Raw genomic sequence first — 872 nt, forward strand, 5'->3', positions numbered from 1 at the left:
GACCATTATAACCTACTCAGTCCGCTTGTCAACATCCTGTTAACTTTTGTTTCTTGCTGCGTCTCTGCCAGGGCGTTTACCCCGGAAGAGCTGCGTATTATACAACGCCTTTTCATAAGGTCAAGCAATGATGACACAATAAGCTGCTTTAAAAAGCAAAGACATCACTGGTGTCGTATAAACAAGCTTAATCATATAGAACATATATACATTACAGCTCTTGCTCTTTCCTTAAGACATCAAGACATCAAGATGAATTAAAGGCGCAGCAAAACTTACTATCCATTAACAAACATAGTCTTATTATCTAAATAGGCGCATTAATAATCTGCAAATCTGTCAACCTGCTGCTTTCCTCGTAATTTCGTTGTATATTGCTGCTATGACCGAAGCAAATCAGGCTTACTATAGGAATTTTCAATTATTATGTTCCGGAATATTTTCAAGAAAACAACACCCAAGCAGACATCCGGCAATGATATATCGAATTTTCCACTTGCCCATGATAAAAAAGCCTCAGCAGCAAAAAAAATCAATATTCCCGTCTCCTTTTTAAAAAGATTAATGCCGGTTGCTCAGTTATTGACCGAAAACGAAATACAAAAATTACGCATTACCGCCTCCAGTTATACACCTGGGTCTATTATTTTGGCTATGTCATCGTTAACTATGGAATTTTTTATTTCTTTTTCATAAAATAAGCCATGTAGGTTTTCAATTGGAGATCATCATGAAAAACGCCGAGTTTTTTCAATTAATTACTGCAATCCGTGAATTAGATCATCACCAGCGCAAACTGCTGAACGCTGCCTTAAATCAACTATCCGACGAACCCAAAGTCCTCGAATTGATTGAGTCCTGCTTTGATGCTA

The 872-nt window shown here is 37.4% G+C and carries 1 protein-coding gene; it reads left to right on the plus strand.

Annotated elements, in window-relative coordinates; translation table 11 throughout:
- Nucleotides 1-426 precede the first annotated feature (426 nt).
- Nucleotides 427-696, plus strand: coding sequence for a hypothetical protein (locus RW114_RS20760; protein ID WP_340124625.1), 270 nt, complete (start codon nt 427-429; stop codon nt 694-696).
- Nucleotides 697-872 lie beyond the last annotated feature (176 nt).

This window comes from Methylobacter svalbardensis (genome assembly GCF_037671525.1).
GTDB lineage: Bacteria > Pseudomonadota > Gammaproteobacteria > Methylococcales > Methylomonadaceae > Methylobacter_A > Methylobacter_A svalbardensis.

Coding starts and splice junctions, on each gene's coding strand:
- RW114_RS20760 (WP_340124625.1), top strand. CDS start 427: ATGTTCCGGAATATTTTCAAGAAAACAACACCCAAGCAGACATCCGGC.